Source organism: Chitinophaga sp. 22308 (assembly GCF_052045305.1).
In the GTDB taxonomy this organism is placed as follows: Bacteria; Bacteroidota; Bacteroidia; order Chitinophagales; family Chitinophagaceae; genus Chitinophaga; species Chitinophaga varians_A.
Genome location: NZ_JBQEOP010000003.1, coordinates 305,973 through 327,920, shown reverse-complemented (window position 1 = coordinate 327,920; position 21,948 = coordinate 305,973). Strand labels below are relative to the sequence as shown.

At 48.7% G+C, this 21,948-nt stretch carries 19 protein-coding genes and 1 tRNA gene; 8 read left to right on the top strand and 12 right to left on the bottom strand.

Annotated elements, in window-relative coordinates:
• Positions 1-14: 14 nt before the first annotated feature.
• Positions 15-986, top strand: a complete 972-nt coding sequence (locus tag ACTJJS_RS13030) for a hypothetical protein (RefSeq protein ID WP_440663991.1) — start codon at positions 15-17, stop codon at positions 984-986.
• Between the two features lie 4 nt (positions 987-990).
• Positions 991-1,686 carry a hypothetical protein gene (locus ACTJJS_RS13025; RefSeq protein ID WP_440663989.1) on the top strand — a complete coding sequence of 232 codons (696 nt, stop codon included), beginning with the start codon at positions 991-993 and terminating at the stop codon, positions 1,684-1,686.
• Here the strand turns inward: ACTJJS_RS13025 and ACTJJS_RS13020 are convergent.
• Both ACTJJS_RS13020 and ACTJJS_RS13015 read right to left on the bottom strand, forming a co-directional pair.
• Complete coding sequence (locus ACTJJS_RS13020; RefSeq protein ID WP_440663987.1) at positions 1,676-2,134, bottom strand: 2'-5' RNA ligase family protein; 459 nt, start codon at positions 2,132-2,134, stop codon at positions 1,676-1,678. The genes ACTJJS_RS13025 and ACTJJS_RS13020 overlap by 11 nt on opposite strands.
• A 217-nt stretch (positions 2,135-2,351) precedes the next feature.
• A complete protein-coding gene (locus ACTJJS_RS13015) occupies positions 2,352-2,933 on the bottom strand; it encodes a hypothetical protein (RefSeq protein ID WP_440663985.1) in 582 nt (193 codons plus the stop codon).
• A gap of 152 nt (positions 2,934-3,085) precedes the next feature.
• Here ACTJJS_RS13015 and ACTJJS_RS13010 point away from each other — a divergent pair, with 152 nt between their 5' ends.
• Positions 3,086-3,790: a hypothetical protein gene (locus tag ACTJJS_RS13010; protein ID WP_440663983.1), complete on the top strand. Its 705-nt coding sequence runs from the start codon at positions 3,086-3,088 to the stop codon at positions 3,788-3,790.
• Positions 3,791-3,903: 113 nt separating this feature from the next.
• Positions 3,904-4,101, top strand: coding sequence for a hypothetical protein (locus ACTJJS_RS13005; protein ID WP_440663982.1), 198 nt, complete (start codon positions 3,904-3,906; stop codon positions 4,099-4,101).
• 123 nt (positions 4,102-4,224) lie between these two features.
• Here ACTJJS_RS13005 and ACTJJS_RS13000 read toward each other — a convergent pair.
• From ACTJJS_RS13000 to ACTJJS_RS12955, 10 genes are all read right to left on the bottom strand, one after another.
• Positions 4,225-4,296 (bottom strand) — tRNA-Arg (locus ACTJJS_RS13000).
• 57 nt (positions 4,297-4,353) lie between these two features.
• Positions 4,354-6,168 carry an AMP-dependent synthetase/ligase gene (locus ACTJJS_RS12995; protein WP_440663980.1) on the bottom strand — a complete coding sequence of 605 codons (1,815 nt, stop codon included), beginning with the start codon at positions 6,166-6,168 and terminating at the stop codon, positions 4,354-4,356.
• A 31-nt stretch (positions 6,169-6,199) separates the two neighbouring features.
• A complete protein-coding gene (locus ACTJJS_RS12990) occupies positions 6,200-6,454 on the bottom strand; it encodes a 2TM domain-containing protein (protein ID WP_168871244.1) in 255 nt (84 codons plus the stop codon).
• Between the two features lie 84 nt (positions 6,455-6,538).
• A complete protein-coding gene (locus tag ACTJJS_RS12985) occupies positions 6,539-7,201 on the bottom strand; it encodes a YceI family protein (protein WP_440663978.1) in 663 nt (220 codons plus the stop codon).
• Positions 7,202-7,266: 65 nt separating this feature from the next.
• The gene (gene paaN / locus ACTJJS_RS12980) at positions 7,267-8,922 is read right to left on the bottom strand and encodes a phenylacetic acid degradation protein PaaN (protein WP_440663976.1); all 1,656 of its coding nucleotides are present in this window, start codon (positions 8,920-8,922) and stop codon (positions 7,267-7,269) included.
• Between the two features lie 140 nt (positions 8,923-9,062).
• Positions 9,063-10,142, bottom strand: a complete 1,080-nt coding sequence (locus ACTJJS_RS12975; protein ID WP_440663975.1) for a tetratricopeptide repeat protein — start codon at positions 10,140-10,142, stop codon at positions 9,063-9,065.
• A 299-nt stretch (positions 10,143-10,441) separates the two neighbouring features.
• Positions 10,442-11,686, bottom strand: coding sequence for a DUF1015 domain-containing protein (locus tag ACTJJS_RS12970; protein WP_440663973.1), 1,245 nt, complete (start codon positions 11,684-11,686; stop codon positions 10,442-10,444).
• 124 nt (positions 11,687-11,810) lie between these two features.
• Positions 11,811-12,881 carry a 3-phosphoserine/phosphohydroxythreonine transaminase gene (gene serC / locus ACTJJS_RS12965; protein ID WP_168871249.1) on the bottom strand — a complete coding sequence of 357 codons (1,071 nt, stop codon included), beginning with the start codon at positions 12,879-12,881 and terminating at the stop codon, positions 11,811-11,813.
• Positions 12,882-13,073: 192 nt separating this feature from the next.
• Positions 13,074-14,060: a zinc dependent phospholipase C family protein gene (locus tag ACTJJS_RS12960; RefSeq protein ID WP_440663971.1), complete on the bottom strand. Its 987-nt coding sequence runs from the start codon at positions 14,058-14,060 to the stop codon at positions 13,074-13,076.
• A 106-nt stretch (positions 14,061-14,166) separates the two neighbouring features.
• Entirely contained in the window at positions 14,167-14,775 is a 609-nt protein-coding gene (locus ACTJJS_RS12955) for a DUF502 domain-containing protein (RefSeq protein WP_168871251.1), read from the bottom strand.
• 228 nt (positions 14,776-15,003) lie between these two features.
• Between ACTJJS_RS12955 and ACTJJS_RS12950 the strand changes: the two genes are divergently transcribed.
• The 4 genes from ACTJJS_RS12950 to ACTJJS_RS12935 are packed head-to-tail and all read left to right on the top strand — an operon-like array spanning position 15,004 to position 21,719.
• Positions 15,004-15,615 (top strand): TetR/AcrR family transcriptional regulator, encoded by a 612-nt coding sequence (locus ACTJJS_RS12950; protein ID WP_440663970.1) that lies wholly within the window; start codon positions 15,004-15,006, stop codon positions 15,613-15,615.
• Positions 15,616-15,619: 4 nt separating this feature from the next.
• Positions 15,620-16,981 (top strand): TolC family protein, encoded by a 1,362-nt coding sequence (locus ACTJJS_RS12945; RefSeq protein ID WP_168871253.1) that lies wholly within the window; start codon positions 15,620-15,622, stop codon positions 16,979-16,981.
• Positions 16,982-17,018: 37 nt separating this feature from the next.
• Entirely contained in the window at positions 17,019-18,128 is a 1,110-nt protein-coding gene (locus ACTJJS_RS12940; protein WP_440663969.1) for an efflux RND transporter periplasmic adaptor subunit, read from the top strand.
• Between the two features lie 30 nt (positions 18,129-18,158).
• Positions 18,159-21,719: an efflux RND transporter permease subunit gene (locus ACTJJS_RS12935; RefSeq protein ID WP_440663968.1), complete on the top strand. Its 3,561-nt coding sequence runs from the start codon at positions 18,159-18,161 to the stop codon at positions 21,717-21,719.
• Positions 21,720-21,948: the final 229 nt, after the last annotated feature.

Here is a 21,948-nt window from a genome sequence, read left to right as displayed (position 1 = left end):
TTTAAATTCGTATCATGAAAGGATTCTGGTCATATTTCTGGGTAGTATACATGCTCTTTTTTGCTATCCCGTTTCCCATGCTGATTTATTATAACACACGGGAAGGCCTCACAGATACCAGCCCCTGGCTGGCCATTACGTGGCTGCTGTTATCATTGATACTCTGGGGAATACTGGTACTGCGGTGGTTCCGTAACTGGATACTGTTGCCGTTTAAAATGAAACAGAATGTCAGCTATCTGTTGCGCGAAGGTGAAAAACGTGAAGCGCGTATTGTGGATAGTAAGGACGGTAAACACTTGAACGGTGATATGATAATGAAGAAGATGACGCTCAGTCTGCGTAATTTTGTGGGTACAGAAATCACAGAAAATCTGGAACTGGCTGATTCGAGGCCCGGAGAAATGCGCTATGAAAAAGGCCGGATTATCCACCTGATGATTGATAAAAGCCTGAAATTGCGACCTTACCTGATTGTGGATACCACCCAGGCTGGCGTGAAGGCTGGCCGGATGGCGCTGCTGGTGCTGGTCTGGCTGGGGCTTGTGGGGGCTATTGTGTGGTACTACTATTTTTCCTACAACATGGAAAGCAATGGTTATGGCTGGCGTTTCATGAAGGTGTACCATCCGTTGGTATTGTGTCCGCTGATTCTTTTCGTGAGCCGCTGGGGCCTGGGGATGCTGTTGAAGCTGTTCTCGGGCGGTGATCCTGATACATTACTGCATATCAAATATTATGGTGTTCAGACGATGGCGGAGGTGGTATCTGCCACACAGACGGGCACTTACATCAATGAACAGCCACAGGTGAAGTTTGAACTGCGTTATCAGGACACCTATGGTAAAACGTATACGGCTACCCTGAAAAAGATAGTGTCACTTATTGATTTGGGAATGGTCCGCCAGGAAACTGTTTCCATATTTTACCTGAAGGATAAACCGTCAGAAGTGGCGTTTGCAGATGATCTGGCTGGTCTAAATTAATTTTATGTTAACGAATAGACACAAGGTTTTAGGAATACTATTGATACTGGGATGCTTTTCCTGCAACCAGCTGATGGATACTTTCAACGACACGTTCAAGGAAAAAAAAGAAGAAGGTCCGGCTAACACCAGCCATAGCAGCCCGGTAACATCATCTGTTACAATTGAGTCCCACGTTTCCAGAGACACCGTGCGTACTACTTATTCTTCCCGTAATGCCACCCGCAAGCTAAATTTTCTGTCTGATGAAGCGGGATTAAGAGAGGCGGAAAAAAGCCTGTTGGCCCTGCCTGCCTACAGGGGGAAAAAGATGTACCTCTACGATGATATCCATACATATGATGATGGCAGAATCAACCTGCAGCTTCGCCATCCGGAGAACCCCGACTATGTGGATGCATGGCACTTTGCCGATGGACAATGGAAAGGGCCGGAACCGGTACAACTGTCTGTCCGCAATAAAGTAGAAGAAAAGCTGCTTCCGCTGGATGAGATTGACTTCACCAGCATAGCAAGGATATATAAAAATATTGTGGAGAAATCAGCAACCATTGAGGGGGCGAAGCCGCCCACACATATTTACGGTATCGTCCGTGGGAAAGGTCTTGCCTGGTACCCTACCTCCATCAGTGGCAGCCGGGAACGGTATGCCATCAGTTTTCATCAGGATGGTAGCATCGACAAGTTTTTCAGGGAATAAACGCTACTTCCTGCAGGATTTCGTAATGAGGCGCATCCATAGCTTTTTTCAGTATAGTCACTTTATCGCAGCAGAAGCTGTCATGGCAACCAAAATCATGCAGATTGACCTTCAGCAGTTCTTCACGGGCTACGTTCCGCGCGATGGTAATATGCGGCGTGAGGTTGCTGTGACGGTGGCAGAAAGTACTGCTTATCCTGCCATGCAGGCTGCTGATTGCATCGCCGTTGACCGGTTGTAACATTAAGGTGGCCGTGGGGCCATGATGGAAAATACCGGCGTCATTAAGCTGTACCCTGAATTCCTTAAAGCCTGTTACTGCATGAGCCACCTGCCGGATAATCGCCTGGTCATCTTCCGTACACGAAAATTTCATCAAAGAAATATGGGCAATCGACCTTAGATTGTAGGAAGGTATTTTGATCATAGTAGCCAGCCTGCTTTTCATAACAGCTACTTTGCGTACAATGCCCGGTCCGGGAGAAAGGAGCAGAAAGTACTCATAAAAACTAAATAATGACAGCTGTGCATAGTTCACCCTCGGCATATCGAAGAACATTTGACATGACAATAAATGTGGTGAAATAATGGGGTAGCAGGTAGTACTTGAAATTACTAAAAGTACGGATAACTAACAAAGTTTGTTTTTGGAGAATGGGCTGTGTTTAGTTGCCTTGTGCTGCCGGCAACAACCTGCTGTAGGCTGCCAATATAAGGTTTACTTTCTGCCGGTGCTCTGCCCGTACCGCCCGTACGCTCCGTTGCTTTACAAAGGCGCTAAGCCGGATAATTTCATCATCCAGAATAAACAATATTATTTCGATCCGCAGCATTCTGTCTCTTTGGGTAATGCCCGGGATATCACTTATCGTGGAACGGGAAAGAAAGTCTTCCAGGACGAAACTCTCAAACAGGGCCGGGTCCTGCTCATACAAGGACGGGACCGCCCTGGAGAAACTGCGTTCTATCTTCTGGATGACCGCAGCCATGCGGGAGGAATGCATAAAACGCCGGATACGTCTTCTCAAACGGGTCAGCACCTGTACGGCGGTGGTCTGTTTAAACTTAATGCAGGCTTCTATCTGGAACCCGACAAGCACTTTGATGTGTAGCTCGGATTTAAGAAGATGGTCATCCATCGTGACGCCTTTGACTACTACAATCTCGTCGGAGGAATGGTGGTCCAACAGATAGGTTTTAAATAGTTCCGGGTTGGTTTGGTATAAAGGTATTTCGGGCCTGTTCATAACGAATGGGTATTTGGGGTCAATGAACTATACCTATAGATACAGTTTAATACAGGATTTGTTCGGCCGCATTGTTTTTTTGAATACTTTGTGGAAATATTATATTTATATTGTTTGTTATTCTGTATCTGGTCATTAAAAGTTCCTGAACTATGAATGTTTTTCAGCTAATCGCGAGAAGTATTATCTGTAAGTCTTTTCATTTGTCGGTATGGACTATCGAACAGTTCTACGATATAGCAGTATATGAAGAAAAAGCAAGAGAACTGAACGAGTTGCCTGATGGTACGTTGGGGAAAGACATTGCCGAATGCCTGCAGCGTAATGGTCTGCGGCTGGTGCCGGGGTATGAGAGCCACGATTTAAAACATGTGCTGCTCGGGTTTAAAATGACGCCGGTAGATGAAATCCGGTTACAGGCTTTTATGCTGGGCAATGGCAACTACACACTGCCCAGTTTCGCAATATTTATTTTCGGTGCCTTATTCCTGCCAGACCTATGGCGCAGGTTGTACATGGATTACCTGGATGGGCAGCAGGCGAGGCCAATCAGCACGTGGACTATTGAGGAGTTCGCACATTGTAATACGGCTGCCCTCCGGGAGGCTGTCTTTCACTATGCTCCAGCAATACGTCAGCGCATTATTACCGCCGGAATTGCCAAAGCCGGTGCATATGCTGCTATTACATTGGGTGTCTTTGGAATGATATATTGTTTTCCGTTTTTATTCTCTTCTTCCATGGAAGACCTGGTAGGTGCCGGCTTCCCGTTTGTGGGCGGCGCTATTATAGCCGGTGCGGGATTGATTGCATTGTCTAATCTGGCGAAGGGAGACAGAAATGTTGTTGTCAGATAACATGCCTGGTTAATGTTCCCCTGAATAGGTCTTTATCGGTAGAATCCTTGCCAGTACTGAAAAGAACTCGCAGCAAATAAAGCGAGCTTTATGGTTCACCAAAAATGTACTGTATGAAAAAGCAAAACAAATTGCGGGCAAAACTATCCTTAAAAAAGACAAACATTGCGCTGCTTCTTGGGAAGGATAGCACTATCAACGCAGATGCTATCAAAGGCGGGGCAACTATCACCGAAACCTGTCAGATCTGCCCGCCGAGAACAAAAGATTTTAAATGCCCTACTAATACGCTGCCACTGACTGCTTGCTAATGTAGTAGATACAGCTTACAGCCACCTTAGGGTGGCTCCTTTTCCTGGTAATAAGGCAAGGCTGAAAAAAATGAAAAACGCCCAATTCCAGCCTTACTGAAATTGGGCGAATAAGCCTTTTAGTAGTCCCGACAGGGATCGAACCTGTATCTAAAGTTTAGGAAACTTCTATTCTATCCATTGAACTACGGGACCATCCTGATGCCCTTTTGGGGGTATCGGGTTGCAAAAGTAAGGGTTTTAAATTAATATTTAAAGACTTTCTATATCAACTTTCCCATTTGAAGGGGCATAAATACTGTCTATTTCCTTTTTGTACTTTTCAAGGATCACCTTCCTTTTGGCCTTCAGGGTGGGTGTCAGCTCGCCGGCGTCAACTGTCCATTCGCGTGGCAGCAGCTGGAACTTTTTCACCTGTTCGATGTGGTTAAAGAACTGGTTGTACTTATCCACGGCCTGTTTATAGAGGTCCAGCACTTCCTTGCGCTGCAGCAGTTCTTCGTTGCTGCCGGCGGAAATGCCTCTTTTCTGGGCCCAGCTGCGAAGATTATCGAAGGCAGGCACAATCAGTGCTGCGGTAAATTTGCGGTCTTCGCCTACCACCATGATCTGTTCTATATAGGGAGATTCCTTGAATTTGTTTTCTATCGGCTGGGGGGCGACGAACTTACCACCGGAAGTTTTAAACAGTTCCTTTTTGCGGTCGGTGATTTTCAGGAACTTATTGTCTATCAGCACGCCGATATCGCCGGTATGGAACCAGCCATCGGTGATGGCGTCGGCGGTAAGCTCCGGATGCTTATAATAGCCAATGGTAACACTGGGGCCTTTACAGAGTATTTCCCCGTCTTCTGCGATCTTTACTTCCACATTGCTGATGACTGGTCCTACGGTGCCGAACATACGGTCTTCCACATTGAAACGGTTAACGCTGATCACCGGGGATGTTTCGGTAAGACCATAACCTTCCAGGATGGGGATACCGGCGGAAGTGAATATTTTCAGCAGTCTGACCTGGCAGGCGGCGGCACCGTTAACGATACATTGGATATTACCACCGAGGGCGGCGCGCCATTTGCTGAAGACAAGTTTGTTGGCCAGTTTCAGCTGAAGGTCGTACCAAAAGCCCTGCTGATGATTGATCTCATAACGTTTGCCCAGGTCCACGGCCCAGAAGAAGAGCGCTCGTTTGATGCCTTTGAGCTCCAGCCCGGTGGCCATGATTTTCTCATATACCTTTTCCAGCAGCCGTGGCACGGTGGTAAAAATGGTAGGCTTAACCTCTTTCAGGTTATCAGCGATTTTGTCGGTGCTTTCAGCGTAATACACCGGCACACCGGCGGTCAGGTAGAGGTAGGTGACCATCCGCTCAAAAATATGATTGAGCGGCAGGAAACTGAGGGCACGCGCGTTTTTGCTGACCGGCAGGTAAGGCTGACAGGCCAGTACGTTGCTCATCACGTTGTGGTGGGAGAGCATAACGCCTTTAGGGGTGCCGGTGGTACCGGAGGTATAGATGATGGTGACCAGTTCCTCCGGGGATATGTTTTGCTGCACTTCATCGATCAGCGGGTAGTCGTTTTCATCAGCGAGGGACAGCACTTCTGTCCAGTGGCGGGCGCCGGGCACCTGGTTGAAGGTAAAGATCTCACGGATAGTGGGAAATTTATCCCGGGCGGCCAGTACTTTTTGCAGCAGTTCCTCATCACTGACAAACAGGATACGGGCAGCTGCGTCGTTGAGCACATATTCCAGCTCATGTTGACTGATCGTCGGGTAAATAGGAGTGAGGACGGCGCCAATCTGTTGACAGGAGAGGTCTGTCAATAGCCACTCTGGTCGGTTGGGTGAGATGATCGCTATTTTGTCTTTCTCTTCATTTGTTTTGATGCCTGCCCGGATACCCAGCCTGAGTAAGCCTGAGCTGAATTTGCGGGTGATGGCAGCTACTTCCTGTGTGCTGTATTTTCTCCATTGTCCGTTTTCCTTGCCGGCAAGCATATCCTCTTTGGGATAGTTGTCCAGCTGATACCGGATGACGTCAAATAGTCGCTGCGGTCGGTCCATTATGCTGTTTTTTTGAGTGTGCTATGCGTGCTTATATTCTTTTCAGCGTATCGTCGAAAGAGCCTTTATGATAAGTATTGAAATATTGAAGGGTAAGTGCGACGCCCCATCCCAGCGCGGGCCCCAGTGGCCAGGGTGCGCTTCCGGGCATGTCCCGGTCGGAAAGTAACCACACAGCCCACAGTCCCATATTAATCACCAGATAAATGATAAGATGACATTTGAAGCCAGCCCTGGCTTTTGCAATGCGCCAGAGACGTTCATCTCTTTGCTGGGTAGTTTCCATTTGAAGTGGTTTTATATGTGAGGCGGCTTTACTCAATTTAAAATATTTTATCGGCTTCCTGGTGGAAAAAACGAAAAATATGGTCTATCTCGATGCGCTGATATGAAACCCGATGTTCACCTGTGAATTGATCAGTTTGTCCTGTAAAGATTTGTCTGCACGGTAGTTAATTCCCCATAGGGTACGATCGATATTAAAATTGGCGACAGCGGTAAGATGATGACTGTCTATAGTAACACGCGCAGGAAAGGAGATGTTTTTTACGACGCCTTTAAGCGTTAGGTTGCCGGAAATAACGTGGGTGGCGTCTTTTAGCTCCACTTCTTCACCTACTGCTGGGTAGTAGGAATTGATACCGGTCATTTCAAAAGTGGCGGTGGGAAATTTATCAACATCGAAAAAAGAACTGCTTTTCAGTTCCCTTTCCAGTTTGTTTTTCATGGCGCTGTCACCGGCGAGGTCTATATTCTGCAGGGTGTGCATATTGATCACCAACTGGGCGCCGGTGATGAGGGTATCTTTTACATAGATGGCCCCGCCGGCAAGCCGCAGGGTGCCATGGTGTTTGCCGGTAGGTTTGGTACCTATCCATTCTATCAGAGAGGTCGAGGTGTCCGCCAGGTAAGCGTTACCAGTGCCTACTTTCACGGCCTGTGGATTGCTGGCGGCAGCCTTGTCAGCTTTGGGTGCCTGCTCACAGGCCACCAGGATACCGGACAGTAAAAGAAATAATACAATACTTTTCATAAATATCTCCCTGCATTTATAATGCCCGGCGTTCCGGGGCGACCTGGAACGCCGGCATGATTAATCTATTCTATCAGTTCACGGTTGCCCACCCATACAAATCGTTTGATGATAAATTCCTGATTGGTGAAGCTGGCATTGCCGGCCGGATTGCCTCCACTTACGTGGAAGTCGGAAAAGGCGGCATGCTGGTTTACCCAGATAAAACCGGTCAGGTTGAAAGAAACAGGTGTGAATACGCTGTTCATTTCATCGGCAATTTTTTCTTTGGTGGCAGCATCGGTGGTATAGGCCGCACACGTGATAGCGCCGAGCTTCTGCGCCATCTGTTTGGCCAGCTGAATGGTATGTGCGGTATCTTTTGTTTTTACGATCAGCACGACAGGCCCAAACAGCTCTTTCTCGTAAATATTGGTATCAGCACTGCTCACTTCAATGAGGGTAGGGGCAAACACCCTCGCTTTGCTGAATTCTTCGTTGTTGACAGCCGTACCTGCCAGTACTACTTTACCACCCAGCTGCTGTGCTTCCTGCGCGCGCAGCAGGGTGTTTTCATTCTGAAGGGCACCCAGTGTGCCGGCGCCCATTTTCGGATTGTTGGCCAGCGCCACGATAGCATCCCTGAACCGTTGCACCACCTCGTTGAAACTCACCTGTCCTGCTGCGGTGGCGATACCGGCTTCAGGAATAAAGAAGTTCTGCGGAGCGGTACACATCTGTCCGGAATACAGGCTCACGGAAAATGCGAGGTTCTGAATCACCGGGTCCAGGTCCTTTACGCTGTCAAGCAATACGGAATTGACGCCCGCTTTCTCCGTAAAAACGGTCTTCCCCGGAAGGGATTCCACATAATTGCCAAAAGCGCTGCTGCCAGTATAGTCTATCAGTTTTACGTCCGGATGCTCTGCCAGTTTTTTGGCGATAAGATGCTCGGTGCTGTCGGGTGCCAGCTGACACAGCAGCGGGTCGTGCCCGTTTTCCTGTAACACCTGTTGTATGGCGCTTACTGCAATGGCGATAGGCAGAATAGCCCGTGGATGCGGTTTTACGATCACCGGGTTGCCGGTGATCAGGTTGGCGTACATTCCCGGCAGCGTGTTCCATACCGGGAAGGTGGAGCAACCGATCACAACGCCAACACCTTTCGGGATCGCACGGAAAATTTTCTTCAGCCGGATGCTGAATTTGCCCATGGGCTTTTCCCATTCCAGTACAGGCGGGTAGCGTTGCAACTCATGGTAACCGGTGGCGATGGCTTCGAGGGCACGGTCGTTGGCGTGCGGCCCTGAAGCCTGGAAGCTCATCATAAAGCTCTGGCCTGTGGTATGCATCGTTGCATTGGCAATATCGAAAAAGTAGTCCTTGATTCGTTCAAGCGTTTCCGTTAGTACGCCGGCTCTTTCGGCGACGGATGTACGGCCCCAGGCATGGGAAGCTTCGGTTGCCTGTTTTACCAGGTCGCCTACGGCAAAAGTCGGATAGGTAACGCCCAGCACCTCCTGTGTATAGGGTGACACTTCTTCTCCCGTCCAGCCGGTTTCACCGGTTTGCATCAGTTGTTTAAAGGGCTTGTTCAGCAACTGCTGATAGCTCTGTACGCCTTTTGCATGGGCTTCTTCCCCGTAGGCTTTGGGGTGCTCCGGATAGTGCGAATAGAAGGTTCTTTCGTGATTCGCTTTAACAGCGGCATCAATCGTGTTTTGGTGTTTCGTAGCGAGCATATTCAGATTTTGAGATTATTCAGACAGCCGGGGTGGTTATCATCCCGGCCGGAAAAAGCTTGAAAAAACGCCTCTCTTGCTCAATTCTACAGCTTCTGCTATGGCATGTGGCCCGGGGCTTCAGCCCTCGGAATCAAATATTAATATCCCGCATTGATCAGCGTGAATCTTCCATCATTGTAATATTCATCTGGTCTTGGCTTCAGCGGATGGTTACGCTGATATTTCAGGAAGTCGTCGTACTCCTGTTTATGTAGTGTTACCCATGCTTTGTAGCCAGCCTGATTAGCGGCAGGGCCAAACAGCCATTGATTATAGGATTCAAACATGCCCTGCTGCAGCATCTTTTGCTGGAAGTCGAAAAGTGCATAAGGGTAGTTGCCGCTATAGGAATTGAACCAGTCCAGCAGGAAACGTGTGCGGGCCATGATCAGCGCGTCGGGGTCCACACCGCCGGTTATCACGCTCAGCTGTTTGCCCATGCACTGTTTGAAGGCCTGTGAAAAGCCATTGTCCCCTCTGCTTTTCTTACTCTTTTTACCTTCTTCTTCGGGGACCATGCTGTCAAACAGGCTCGGATCGTTGAACAGTTTTTTGTACGATTCCAGTACAATGTTCCTGATTTCAGCGGTCCGGGTGGTGAAACTCTCCATGTTCATGAAGGTTTCTCCGTATAACACACACCACAATGGGTTGTTGCTATAGTAGTAGGTCTTGGTGGCATTGTAATAGTTGCCGGGAAAAGTGGGGTCCTGTTCAATGCCTTTTAACCAGGAACGCAGTGCGCCGTCATACATCTTGAAGGTCATCAGCAGGGTGCCGTTGTCGTTATACAGTTCACCGCTGTTGGGGAATTTACGGATGGCTTTTTCGTACATCCGTTGTGCTGTTTTCGACTCGTCCCGTCCCTGGTAGATGTTACCGGCAATCTGAAATACCTGCACGTCCGCTTCTTTTCTGCTGAGCAGCGGCTCAATCACACTTTTGGCTTTGATAAGGTCTCCTTTCAGATAAAAGGTAAAACCCAGCTGTTTCCTGTATTCGAAATTGTCCGGGTCCAACTGTAACGCCTGGTTTAATACCAGCACAGCATTGGAGTAATCCCCGTTACGCATGAAGTTGGTAGCGGTCTTGTATAATTCATTCGCGTCCTGTGCTACCGCCACTTGTGAAAATAATACCCCCGCAACAAATACTGCTTTCAATAAAGAAGACCTCATATGCATTCCTGTCTGTCGTTTGTTGTAAAAGTAAGGAAAATGGGGTAATGTGCCGCTGATCAATCTCCGGGCAAAAATAAATAGGGACAGGAAAGTTTATATTAAATATTTTATTTATTCTTTTGGTTTGACATTTTTATGAGCAACACAGCAGCAGTAAGCTGAATGTTCCCGTCTGCTATAGGTGTATGCGAGGGGCTGACCAGTGGAAGGGAGGAGGACTAAGCAGACATAGCTACCGGGGCGAAAACCACTCCCCCGGCGGCAGGCCGGGGGAGCGGGTATTGAGAATATGTTGATTAAATCACATGCGTGATCAAACCGTCGCGCAGCTTCGGTTCAAACCAGGTGCTTTTCGGAGGCATTACATTACCGCTGTCAGCGATATCGAACAGCTGCTGAATGGTAACTGGGTAGAGGGCGAAAGCTACTTTCATTTCACCGCTGTCCACGCGTTTTACCAGTTCCTGTAAGCCGCGGATGCCGCCAACGAAGTCGATGCGTTTATCGGTGCGTTGGTCTTTGATGCCGAGGTGTTTGTCCAGGATATTGTTAGACAGGATGGTCACGTCCAGGATACCGATCGGATCGGTGGTGTAGGTGCCTTCTTTGGCTACCAGGCGGTACCAGGCCCCTTCGAGGTACATGCTGAATTCATGTAGCATGGACGGCTGTTGTGGCTGGTGGCCAATTTCTTCCACGGTAAAGTCGTAGTCGAGGCGCGACAGCAGTTCAGCTTTGCTTAAGCCATTGAGGTCTTTTACCAGGCGGTTATAGTCCAGGATGGCCAGCTGGCTGGCGGGGAAGATGGTGGTCAGGAAATAGTTCACCGGATTTTCCACAGAGGTGATGGTGCCTTTTTCCTGGAATTCTTTCTGCACCAGGCTGGCGGAAGCAGCACGGTGGTGCCCGTCGGCGATATAGGTGCAGGGCACTTTTTCAGCAAACAGGGTAGTGATTTCCTGTACGGCAGCCGGGGTATTGATCACCCAGATGGTGTGCTGGATACCGTCGTCGGCCGTGAAGTCGTATACCGGCTTGTTGTTGTTTTGCCAGTGGTCTATCAGGGCGTTTACTTCCGGCACGTCGTTGTATGCCAGGAAAACGTTGCCTGTCTGGGCCAGCGTGGTTTTAATATGGTTGATACGGTCCAGTTCTTTGTCCGGGCGCGTAAACTCATGTTTTTTGATAATGCCTTTATTGTAATCGTCTACGGAAGAGACGCATACCAGGCCTGTCTGGGCACGGCCGTTCATTACCAGTTTATAGATGTAATAGGCAGGTTGTGCTTCCTGGAACAGTACACCTTCTTTAACCAGGTGTTGCAGGTTTTCAGCTGCTTTATCGTATACCTGCTGGCTGTGGGTGTCTATCCCTTCCGGCAGATCTATTTCAGATTTTGAAACATGATAATACGAATACGGATTACCGGCAGCGGCAGCTTTAGCTTCGTCCGAACTGAGTACGTCATAAGGCCTTGCAGCTACTTGCGCCGCCAGTTCTTCTTTGGGCCTTAATCCTTTGAAAGGTCTGATAATAGCCATGATAAAAATGTAGATGAGGGTAAAAGTAATAATAAAAATTACGAAATGCGAATAACGATGATCAAACTGAAATGATGGTTCAGTTAAATCATCGTTATTCCTGTTTCGTAATAGCCGTGGTGACTTAAGCTTTTTTCAGGGAGAAGTACTTCATGGCTTCTACCATTACTTCTACACTTTCGTAGGGCAACGCATTGTACATGGATACCCGGAAACCACCGGAGAGGCGGTGGCCCTTAATACCAACGATATCTTCTTTCTTACAGAATTTCAGGAATTCATCTTCCATTTCAGGCTTGTCCATAATGAAACAGGCGTTCATCAGGCTGCGGTCTTCTTTGGCCACCGTACCGCGGAACAGCGGGTTATGGTCAATTTCATCGTACAGCAGGGCTGCCTTTTTCTGGTTGATTTTTTCGATGGCAGGTATACCACCCTGCTCTTTTAACCAGCGAAGGGTGAGCATGGAGATATATACCGCAAATACGGGAGGGGTATTCAGCATGGACCCATTGTCTATATGGTTTTTATAATCCAGTATAGCAGGGATTTTACGCGTTACTTTACCAAGCATGCTTTTACGGATGGCTACCATGGTGGCACCGGCTGCGCCCATGTTCTTCTGAACACCGGCATAAATCAGAGAGTACTTGTTGAAATCCATGGAGCGGCTCATAATGTCGCTGCTCATATCCGCGATCAGGGGTACGTCTGTTACCGGGGTCATATGCCACTGTGTACCATAGATGGTATTGTTAGTGGTAATGTGCAGGTAGCTCGCCTGTGGGGGAATGTTGAACTGCTTGGGGATGTGGTTGTAGTTACTGTCTTTGGAGCTGGCTACTACATCTACGAAGCCAAACAATTTCGCTTCTTTGATGGCCTTGTTGGACCAAACGCCGGTGTCTACATAAGCGGCTGTCTCACTGCTTTCCAGCAGGTTCATGGGCACCTGCATAAACTGCGTGGTGGCACCGCCGTGTAAATACAGCACCTCGAAGTCGTCATCAAGCTGCATCAGTTCCCTAACCAGGTTACGCGCCTCTTCCATCACCGCTATAAACGGCTCCGTTCTGTGGCCAATCTCCAGTATGGACATCCCTGATCCCTCAAAGTCTATCAGGGCTTTACTGGCTTTGTATAATACCTCGTTGGGCAATACAGAAGGACCTGCGTTAAAATTATGCACCTTCATGTTACGATCTAGATTAAATTCATTTTTTGATCTTTCCACTTTGTTTTGGTTTTTCTAAGGAAACGGAAAAAAAACGGCACGGGTGTTTTAAAACCTGTAAGGCGCGTGGTGTAGGATAGGTTAAAAGACGGTAGGAACAAAGATAAAATTTCTTTTCCAATTATTCTGTATTAGCCTAAATATTTTGCCCGTTTATTCTGTTCTGCCCAGCATGCGTCCCTCTGTCCATCGTTGTTGCAGCTGTTCAAACTCCTGTAACTCGCTCTCCGTAAGGTTTGTGTGATGAAGCTCCTGCAAAGAGGGCTGCCCTGCATTTACCCAGGCGGTATACCAGCAGGCAGCCACCGCTGCAATGGCTTGTTTCATTCGCCGCTCTGTCATACCATTCAGCAGCTGATGATATGCTTTCGTATAACCTTCAGCGTAAGTCCTCGTTAACACACCGTTCCTGATCTCATATGCATAACGCTGCGCCGGTGGCGTGTGTTCACATAACCATTTTTCTTTTTTTAATACCGTGTCTGCCGCCAGGCCGCTACTGGTAACAATCTGCCAGACGAATGTCCGCCAGTCGGTGATGTAACGCGCCTTACCGGCCCAATAGTCAAACTCTGCATCTGCCAGCAGCTCGGGAATGCGCGATTCCCATAACCCATGGATGCCCGTCTGGCCGGTGAATTGCCCGTTATGGTTGGAGCAGGCATGCAATGGCACATGCGCATCCGCTACGTAATGCCCCGCTTCGGCCGACAGCTGCAGTATCCGCTGCTGGTCCTTCTCCCGGAAAGCCTTTGTCAGCATCAGCATCATCTTTTCAAGGTGCCATGGCAATATGCCGTTGCGCTGCAACGAGTCAGCGCCATACCGCGCCACCGCTTCCTGCCAGCTGCGTGGTATCTCCCGGTAAGGCGGCTGGTCCAGCACGTCAATGTCCAGGTAGTGCCGCGGCGCCTCGGCCGCCACCACGTACCGGCGCTTGTCCGGATCGGTGGCATGCACACGCAGATATTCCAGGTGCGGCTTGTACAATACCAACATCTCAGGAGGTAGGCAGAACACCGCCAGCCGGTTGATCCGCTCATGGGCAAAGAATCCCCAGCCTCCGGCAGATTGAACGCAAAACAATAATACAATAGTGAAACTCACAGCAGGACGCTGTTTCAGGATATGGGTCAACATAACAAACAATTTAGAAATTCGGTTATTTTGAAATTTAGTTATTTAATTCAAGCCAGCCAAGGCTTCCACAGGAATTAAATAACTAAATTTCAAAATGCCCCGATGACTAAATGTTCGTAACGCCGCCACTCACGGCAAATTTCATAGCCTCGCCGGCTGAAATATTCTCCAGCGGTTTTACCCGCTCTTTCGGTACAATAAACACTTTCCCGGTAATGGCATAGGCATGCGGCACATATACGGCCATATAACCTTCCATACCAAGACTGCTCACGTCCGTCTGGGTGATAAATCCCATCTCCCAAACGTCCAGGCCGTAAATCTGCACCAGCACCGGATGATCGAATTTTTTCTTCTCTCCGACAAATGCGTCAAATACGTCCTTAATGGAAGTATAGATGTATTTGATGAAAGGCGTACGCTCCAGCAGGTGGTCAAACAAATCAAAAATCCGCCCGATAATAAAGGAAGAGCTCAGGTACCCTACCACTACCACCAGTATCAATACCAACGCGAAACCTACGCCCTTGTATTTTAGAAAGTTGAATGAGGTGTCCTCAGGAATGATCTCCTTCGGAATAAGATTGTCAATAGTAACAAACGCCCAATATAAGGTCAGTGCAGTGATCCCGATAGGGGCCAGTATCAACAGGCCCTGGAAGAAATACCGCAATAAACGGGACGCAAACACTTTTAATCTGAGTTTTGGCGACATGGCAAAAGGAATGAAGGCACAAAATTAGACAAATAAGCGGAAGATTACCTGTCCGCAACATTGCCTGTCTGTAAAGGTTTTTCCATATCTCCCCGGCACCCGCCGCCCCACTGCCTGTCTCCATGAAAAGATGTTGCCACATATAAAAAATAATTACTGGAAACTTTGGAAGTTTAAAAAGTTTCCATAGTTTTGTCTTCGCATCACAAAGCCTGTTAAAGCACTCTTATGGAACCGCAGGAACGTATCATGGACACGGCTTTCGGCCTGTTTCGACAATATGGCACCAGGTCTATTACCATGGATGACATCGCTGAGAAAATGGGCATCTCCAAAAAGACCCTCTATGCCCACTTCATGGATAAAGACGACCTGGTAACACAGGCGATTACCCGTTTTATCGGCATCGTGGAAAAGGAATGCCTGACAGACCGCGAAAAATCAGCTGACGCCATAGAAGAACTGTTCCTCGTAATGGACATGCTGGACCGCCGCCTGCGCAATATGAACCCGGTCGTCCTGCTCGACCTGCAAAAGTTCCATGCTAAAGCCTATCAGGTGTTTTTGAACTATCAGAACAAATCATTGACAAACACTATCCGCGAAAACATGGAACGTGGCATCAATGAAGGACTCTATCGGCCGGACCTCGACATCAGAACACTGACTCAATACCGCGTTTACGGATGTATGCTCAGCTTTCAGCCCGAAGCATTTCCAGGCAACTCCGACATGACCAGGGTACAAAAAGTACTGCTGGAAAATTTTCTGTACGGCGTAGCCTCTGCTAAAGGATATAAGCTCATCGAAAAGTACAAACAACTATCGCAAAACATATAATACTATGCAACGTATCAGAAGGCTCACCGGCATGGCTTCCATGGTGGGACTGCTCGCAGCGGCCATCAGCGCCGGCGCCCAGACCATCTCCCAGGAGCCTGTCCGCCTGTCGGCCCGGGAAGCAGTGGACTATGCCTTGGCTAACCAGTCAGCCGTAAAAACGGCCAAACTGGATGAACTGATCCAGCTGGCCAAAAACAAAGAGGTTAGCGGATTGGCCCTGCCCACTATCACCGGTACCGGCCAGTATCAGTACAACCCGATCCTCCAGAAACAAATGTTTGGCGTGAGCAACTTCATGCCGGGAGCGCCCAAAGACTCCTTCGCTGTCATCACCTTCCAGTTGCCGCAAAACCTTATGGGCGAAGTGAGGCTCACCCAAACCCTCTTCGACCCCAGCGTACTCGTGGCCCTGCAAGCCCGCAAAACACTGGAAGACCTGGTGTCAAAAAATGTGGCCAAATCACAAATCGATGTGAAAGCCAACGTATATAAAGCCTATTATAATGTACTGTCTGCCAGGAAAGCATTATCTATCCTGACAAACAATATTACCACCCTGGAAAAACTCCTCAGCGATACCAGGGAAATCAATAAAAACGGCCTGGTGGAAAAACTGGACGTAGACCGCCTCGTGGTGCAATACACCAACCTTCAGACTGAACAGACCAAACTCCGCAACCTCGTGGAACTGGGAGTGGCCGCGCTCAAATACCAGATGGGCATGCCGCTGAAACAGGAGGTTGTGCTCACCGATACCCTGTCTACCGAAAGGATCGCTGAAAACATTCCTGACATGGACAAATTCGATTACTCCCAGCGTATCGAATACCAGTTGCTCGAAACACAAAAGAAAGCCAACGAATACGACCTGAAAAGATACCGCATGAAAGGCCTGCCTTCATTGCAACTCTTCGCCGCTACCGGCGCCTTGCGCGGCAGCGACAGGTTCGACTACTTTAAAACACAGATGTGGTATGGTTACCTCAACACCGGCCTTAACCTCTCAGTACCCATCTTCAGCGGCATGCAGCGAAGAAGACAGGTGGACCAGGCACTGCTGAACGTAAAGAAAAGTGAAGTGGCCATCGAAAACGCCAAACTGGGCATAGATCTCGAAAGAGAACAATCGGCTTCTACTTTCCGCAACAACGTACTGAGCCTGCAGGCACAGGAAAAAAACATGCAGCTCGCGGAAGACGTGCATAACACCACCCAGATCAAATACCGCGAAGGCGTGGGCTCCAGCCTGGAAATGTCGACAGCGGAAAATGACCTGCTCACCGCCCAGAACAATTATTTTACCGCACTGTACAACGCTATCGTAGCCAGGATAGACCTGCTCAAAGCTTATGGTAAACTATAGTGCAAAACCTTTTCAATCACCTATCACTACTAGCTATATGAATAAAAGATATCTTTTCACGGTCCCGGTGCTCGCCGTTTTAATAGCTGCCTGCGGCGGCGGTGGCAACAAAACACAACAACTGGAAAAACTGAAACAGGAGAGAGCTGCCATCGATTCTAAAATCGCCGCCCTCGAGAAAGAAGTTGGTAAAAAAGATAGCGTAGCCAGAAAAAAAGATGTGACAGTGTCTGAAGTGAAAGACACCGTATTTGAGCACTATATCGATGTACAGGGCAGCGTGGACGCGCGGGAAAACGTGAACGTGTCCGCCCGCGCCATGGGCGTAATCACGGCAATATACGTACGGGAAGGCCAGCAGGTCAGCAAAGGCCAGACACTGGCCCAGGTGGATGACCAGGTGCTGAAAGCAAATATGGCTGAACTGCGTACCCAGATGGATCTCGCCAATACGCTCTATGAAAAACAAAAGAATCTCTGGTCACAGAAAATAGGTTCTGAAGTACAATATCTCAACGCTAAAAACCAGAAAGAAGCACTGGACAGGAAAATGGCCACCCTGCAGGACCAGCTGGCCCAAACCCGCATCATTGCGCCTATCAGCGGCACAGTAGATGCCGTGATCGCCAAAGTGGGCGATAATGCTGCTCCCGGCAATCCCACCTTCCGCGTGGTAAACGCCAATAACCTGAAAGTGACGGCCAACGTGGCGGAAGCATATGCCGGTCTTCTCAAAACAGGCGACCGCGTTATCATCGCTTTCCCGGACATCAACCGCGAAATAAAAACCACTATAGCCTTTGCTTCAAGGACTATCGACCCGCTCAGCCGTACCATCAAAATAGAAGTGCCGCTGAAACCCGATAACGCCCTGCGCCCTAATATGATCGCCCATATCAAAATCGTGGACTATACTGCCAGCAACGCTGTGGTAATACCGGTAAACCTGATCCAGTACTCTTCCGGTAAACCATTCGTCATGGTGGCGGAATCCCAAAATGGCCAGCTGGCCTCCCTGCGCAGGACCATCGAAGTGGGACGCACCTATAACGATAAGGCTGAAATCAAAGATGGCCTGAAAACCGGTGATAAAATCATCACCACCGGCTACCAGGGCCTCAATGATAATGACCTGATCAAACTGTAATGCTGACCACTAACAGCCAAAAACAAGTTTATGCAAGACAATCTCCATAAAGAATTTAAACCCACCAGCTGGTCCATTGATAATAAGGTGAGCATTTACGTGGCCACCATTATCATCGCGCTGGCGGGTATTCTTTCTTATATCAACCTGCCAAAGGAACAGTTCCCCGAAGTGGTGTTCCCGCAGTTCTATATCAATACCATCTATGCCGGCACTTCCCCGGAAGATATGGAAACACTGGTGACAAAGCCCATCGAGAAACAGCTCAACGGCATATCCGGCGTAAAGAAGATCAAAAGCACTTCCATGCAGGACTTCTCCGCCATCACCATCGAATTCAACGCCAATGAAGATATCGAAGCGGCCCGCCAACAGGTAAGGGAAAAAGTGGACGACGCCAAAAAAGACCTGCCGAAAGACCTCACACAGGAACCGCAGATCGTGAAAATTGACGTGTCCCAGATTCCCATCATGAACGTGAACCTCTCCGGCGACTTCGACCTGCAAACACTCAAACGTTATGCAGACGATATGAAAGACCGGATCGAAGCACTCAATGAAATCACCCGTGTAGACCTGGTAGGTGAACTGGAAAGGGAGATACAGATCAATGTCGATAAATATAAAATGGATGCCGCCAGGATCGGTTTTGATGATATCATCGGCGCCATCCAGGGCGAGAATATCACCATCTCCGGCGGCCTGGTATCTATGGATGGCCAGAAACGCACCCTCAGCGTAAAAGGAGAGTACAAAGACCCGGCTAAGATCGGTAATATCATCGTGCGCGGACAGTCCGGCGCTATCGTTTACCTGAAAGATATCGCCAACGTGGTGGACGGTTTCCTCGAACAGGAAAGTTATGCCCGCCTCGCCGGTAAAAACGTGATCACGCTCAATGTGATCAAACAAAGCGGTAAAAACCTGATCGATGCGTCAGATAAGATACAGGCCATCAAGGCCGACATGGAAGCCAACTACTTCCCGAAAGGCCTGCACGTGACCATCACGGCTGACCAGTCCAAATCCACCCGCGTAACCCTGCATGACCTGATCAATACCATTATTATCGGCTTCATTCTGGTAACCGTTATCCTTATGTTCTTCATGGGAGCGGTAAACGCTATTTTCGTGGCGCTGTCGGTGCCCATCTCCATGTTCATCGCCTTCCTGCTGATGCCCATGTATGGGTTTACCCTCAATATGATGGTGTTGTTCTCCTTCTTGCTGGCATTGGGTATTGTGGTAGACGATGCCATTGTGGTGATTGAAAACGTACACCGTATTTTTAATGAAAGAAAAGACCTGGGTATAGTAAGAGCCGCCAAGATAGCGGCGGGAGAGGTGTTTTTGCCGGTGTTGTCAGGAACCCTGACGGTATTGGCGCCATTCGTACCGCTGTTATTCTGGCCAGGCGTTATCGGTAAGTTCATGTTCTACCTGCCGGTGACGCTGATCACTACATTGGGTGCATCGTTGGTGGTGGCATACATCATTAACCCGGTGTTTGCGGTCGATTTCATGGACAGGCATGAAGGAGAAGACCATCCTAAACCTAAGTTTGACCGTAAGTTCCAGATACTGACCGCCGTGTTTGCAGCGATAGCCCTCATCGGCTATGCCAATGGCAGCGTGGGCGTGGGCAACTTTGTGATCTTCGCTTACCTGATGATCGCCCTGGAGCGTTTCTGGCTGGGCGGCGTGGCGCGTCACTTCCAGCACAAGTTCTGGCCTAAGGTACAGGAGCGTTACAAGCATATCCTGAAATGGTGCCTCGTTGGCTGGCGTCCGGTATGGATCCTGGTGGCTACCTTCGCCCTGCTGATCTTCAGCATTATCCTGACGGGTATCCGTAACCCGAAAGTGGTGTTCTTCCCGCAGGCTGATCCTAACTTTATCTACACCTATATCGAGTTGCCTAACGGCACCGATCAAAAATATACAGATTCCATTACACATATTGTGGAAGACCGCATTACGAAAGTAGTAGGTGCCAACAATCCCATTGTGGAGTCTATCATTTCCAATGTGGCCAAAGGCGCCGGTGACCCGTCGCAGATGGACATGAGCACCCAGCCGCAGAAAGGTAAGGTGACCGTGGCTTTCGTGGAATTCGGCGCACGTAACGGGCAGTCTACCGTACAATATCTCGATAAAATCCGTAACGCCGTAAAAGGCATCCCGGGCACTAATATCACGGTAGAACAGGAACAGGGCGGTCCTCCTACCGGTAAACCGATCAATATCGAAATTACCGGTGATAATTTTGATGAACTGACCAATTCTTCGTTTAGGCTTAAACGTTATTTGGACTCCCTGCACGTTGACGGCGTGGAAGAACTGAAAAGCGACTTTGAAGCGAACAAGCCGGAGATCGTGGTGAATATCGACCGCGAAAGGGCCAATAACGAAGGTATTTCCACCCGCCAGATCGGTGGCGCCCTGCGTACCGCGTTGTTTGGATTTGAAGCGTCCAAGATCAGGGATGCCAAAGACGAATACAAGATCATGGTGCGGCTGCAGGAAAATCAGCGTAACAATATCAATAACCTGATGAACCTCAACCTGGTTTACCGGGATATGAACATGGGAGGGGCTGTGCGCCAGGTGCCGTTGTCAGCGGTAGCGGACATTCATTATTCCAATACGTATGCCGGTATCAAGCGTATTGACCAGAAACGTGTGATCACCTTGTATTCCAACGTGTTGACCGGCTTCAATGCCAATGAGGTGGTACAGCACATTGAGACAGCGCTGCATGATTTCAGTCACCCTAATTCTGTGACCATTAAGATGACCGGTGAGCAGGAAGATCAGAAGGAGACCATGGACTTCCTCCTGATGGCGATGCTCGGCGCATTTGGCTTGATCCTGATGATCATGGTAACGCAGTTCAACTCCATTGGCCGTCCGTTGGTGATCTTTATGGAGATCCTGTTCAGTATTATCGGGGTGTTCCTGGGCTTCTCCATCTTCAAAATGGACATCTCCATTGTGATGACCGGGGTAGGTATTATGGCCCTGGCGGGTATCGTGGTGCGTAACGGGATTGTGTTGGTGGAATTTACTGACCTGCTGGTGATGCAGAACATGCCGGTATATGATGCCGTGGTGGAAGCGGGCAAAACCCGTATGACGCCGGTATTGCTGACTGCGATTGCCGCTATTCTGGGGCTGATTCCGCTGGCAGTAGGGTTTAATATTGACTTTGCCACCCTGTTCAGTGAGTTTAAACCGCATATTTTCTTCGGTGGGGATAACGTGGCATTCTGGGGGCCGCTGGCCTGGACCATGGTGTTCGGGTTGATTTTTGCGACTTTCCTGACCCTCATCCTGGTGCCGGTGATGTACGCGATGAACAAGCGTTCCATTGATGTGCTGGACCGCTATAAAATGTCCAGGGGGCTGAAATATGTGCCTTTCCTGGTGCTGATATTAAAGTTATTTATGAAGAAGGAAGAGGTGAAGAAGCTGCATGATCCGAAGTATATGTCGGCCAAACCTTATAATTTCTTCCCGGCGCCTGAAAAGGAGCAGCAGGAGGAGATTTTGCGGAAAAATGCCAAAGTGGGCGGTGTTTCCGTGAATTAAGTACTTGATAATTACATCTTTTAGTAATACAGTGTAACAGTTGTAGGTTAACAGTCTCCGTCCTGATTCTTCAGGACGGATTTTTTTTTGTATATTGTGGACGAAACCATATTTTTATTGTTGTTAACAAATTTTAACAATCGGGATGGTGGGCAATTCGATAGCTATTGTTACATTTGACCCTAAGAGCGTTCACGTTACTAGCTATATACAGCCTTAGTCTTATATG

Coding starts and splice junctions, on each gene's coding strand:
- ACTJJS_RS13030 (WP_440663991.1), top strand. CDS start 15: ATGAAAGGATTCTGGTCATATTTCTGGGTAGTATACATGCTCTTTTTT.
- ACTJJS_RS12975 (WP_440663975.1), bottom strand. CDS start 10,142: ATGAGGTCTTCTTTATTGAAAGCAGTATTTGTTGCGGGGGTATTATTT.
- ACTJJS_RS12960 (WP_440663971.1), bottom strand. CDS start 14,060: ATGTTGACCCATATCCTGAAACAGCGTCCTGCTGTGAGTTTCACTATT.
- ACTJJS_RS12950 (WP_440663970.1), top strand. CDS start 15,004: ATGGAACCGCAGGAACGTATCATGGACACGGCTTTCGGCCTGTTTCGA.
- ACTJJS_RS12970 (WP_440663973.1), bottom strand. CDS start 11,686: ATGGCTATTATCAGACCTTTCAAAGGATTAAGGCCCAAAGAAGAACTG.
- ACTJJS_RS12935 (WP_440663968.1), top strand. CDS start 18,159: ATGCAAGACAATCTCCATAAAGAATTTAAACCCACCAGCTGGTCCATT.
- ACTJJS_RS12990 (WP_168871244.1), bottom strand. CDS start 6,454: ATGGAAACTACCCAGCAAAGAGATGAACGTCTCTGGCGCATTGCAAAA.
- ACTJJS_RS13015 (WP_440663985.1), bottom strand. CDS start 2,933: ATGAACAGGCCCGAAATACCTTTATACCAAACCAACCCGGAACTATTT.
- serC (WP_168871249.1), bottom strand. CDS start 12,881: ATGAAGGTGCATAATTTTAACGCAGGTCCTTCTGTATTGCCCAACGAG.
- ACTJJS_RS12940 (WP_440663969.1), top strand. CDS start 17,019: ATGAATAAAAGATATCTTTTCACGGTCCCGGTGCTCGCCGTTTTAATA.
- ACTJJS_RS12995 (WP_440663980.1), bottom strand. CDS start 6,168: ATGGACCGACCGCAGCGACTATTTGACGTCATCCGGTATCAGCTGGAC.
- ACTJJS_RS13005 (WP_440663982.1), top strand. CDS start 3,904: ATGAAAAAGCAAAACAAATTGCGGGCAAAACTATCCTTAAAAAAGACA.
- ACTJJS_RS13010 (WP_440663983.1), top strand. CDS start 3,086: ATGAATGTTTTTCAGCTAATCGCGAGAAGTATTATCTGTAAGTCTTTT.
- paaN (WP_440663976.1), bottom strand. CDS start 8,922: ATGCTCGCTACGAAACACCAAAACACGATTGATGCCGCTGTTAAAGCG.
- ACTJJS_RS12945 (WP_168871253.1), top strand. CDS start 15,620: ATGCAACGTATCAGAAGGCTCACCGGCATGGCTTCCATGGTGGGACTG.
- ACTJJS_RS12955 (WP_168871251.1), bottom strand. CDS start 14,775: ATGTCGCCAAAACTCAGATTAAAAGTGTTTGCGTCCCGTTTATTGCGG.
- ACTJJS_RS12985 (WP_440663978.1), bottom strand. CDS start 7,201: ATGAAAAGTATTGTATTATTTCTTTTACTGTCCGGTATCCTGGTGGCC.
- ACTJJS_RS13020 (WP_440663987.1), bottom strand. CDS start 2,134: ATGAAAAGCAGGCTGGCTACTATGATCAAAATACCTTCCTACAATCTA.
- ACTJJS_RS13025 (WP_440663989.1), top strand. CDS start 991: ATGTTAACGAATAGACACAAGGTTTTAGGAATACTATTGATACTGGGA.